The sequence below is a fragment of the Staphylococcus sp. SA22 genome (assembly GCF_054165785.1).
The window spans coordinates 1-926 of the sequence record NZ_JBSZQY010000035.1 but is presented as its reverse complement, the minus strand read 5'-3'; the positions used below and the strand labels follow the sequence as shown (position 1 = coordinate 926).

Here is a 926-nt window from a genome sequence, read left to right as displayed (position 1 = left end):
CGTCCGTTCGCTCGACTTGCATGTATTAGGCACGCCGCCAGCGTTCATCCTGAGCCAGGATCAAACTCTCCATAAAATTATGATGTTTGATTAGCTCATAAATACTAAATAATGTTTGTAACTAATAGTTACGTTTTTGGAATTAACGTTGACATATTGTCATTCAGTTTTCAATGTTCATCGTGTAAAAATAAATGGTGGAGACTAGCGGGATCGAACCGCTGACCTCCTGCGTGCAAAGCAGGCGCTCTCCCAGCTGAGCTAAGCCCCCATAAAATGGAATTTAAGAAGTAATCGGGAAGACAGGATTCGAACCTGCGACCCCTTGGTCCCAAACCAAGTGCTCTACCAAGCTGAGCTACTTCCCGTTATTCAATTAATTTAAAAATGGCGCGCCCGATAGGAGTCGAACCCATAACCTCTTGATCCGTAGTCAAACGCTCTATCCAATTGAGCTACGGGCGCTAAAATGGTGCCGAGGACCGGAATCGAACCGGTACGGTGATCTCTCACCGCAGGATTTTAAGTCCTGTGCGTCTGCCAGTTCCGCCACCCCGGCAAAATAATGGAGCAGAAGACGGGATTCGAACCCGCGACCCCAACCTTGGCAAGGTTGTATTCTACCGCTGAACTACTTCTGCATTATTTTGCTAAATATAAAAATTAAATCGTAATGAGCCATAGAGGATTCGAACCTCTGACCCTCTGATTAAAAGTCAGATGCTCTACCAGCTGAGCTAATGGCTCAAAAGATGGTGCCGGCCAGAGGACTTGAACCCCCAACCTACTGATTACAAGTCAGTTGCTCTACCAATTGAGCTAGGCCGGCTATATGTAAGAATAAATGGTGGAGAATGACGGGTTCGAACCGCCGACCCTCTGCTTGTAAGGCAGATGCTCTCCCAGCTGAGCTAATTCTCCGATTT

The 926-nt window shown here is 46.8% G+C and carries 8 tRNA genes and 1 rRNA gene; all 9 read right to left on the bottom strand.

The features are described from left to right. Positions 1-76 (bottom strand): 16S ribosomal RNA (locus ACXQH5_RS13740); the annotation flags it as partial. Positions 77-195: 119 nt separating this feature from the next. Then, positions 196-271, bottom strand: a tRNA-Ala gene (locus ACXQH5_RS13735). A gap of 23 nt (positions 272-294) precedes the next feature. Continuing rightward, a tRNA-Pro gene (locus ACXQH5_RS13730) sits at positions 295-368 on the bottom strand. A 20-nt stretch (positions 369-388) separates the two neighbouring features. Next, positions 389-465 (bottom strand) — tRNA-Arg (locus tag ACXQH5_RS13725). Positions 466-470: 5 nt separating this feature from the next. Beyond that, positions 471-559, bottom strand: a tRNA-Leu gene (locus tag ACXQH5_RS13720). 7 nt (positions 560-566) lie between these two features. After that, positions 567-641 (bottom strand) — tRNA-Gly (locus ACXQH5_RS13715). A 33-nt stretch (positions 642-674) separates the two neighbouring features. Next, positions 675-747 (bottom strand) — tRNA-Lys (locus ACXQH5_RS13710). Positions 748-753: 6 nt separating this feature from the next. Then, positions 754-829: transfer RNA gene (locus ACXQH5_RS13705), tRNA-Thr, on the bottom strand. Between the two features lie 16 nt (positions 830-845). After that, positions 846-921 (bottom strand) — tRNA-Val (locus ACXQH5_RS13700). Positions 922-926 lie beyond the last annotated feature (5 nt).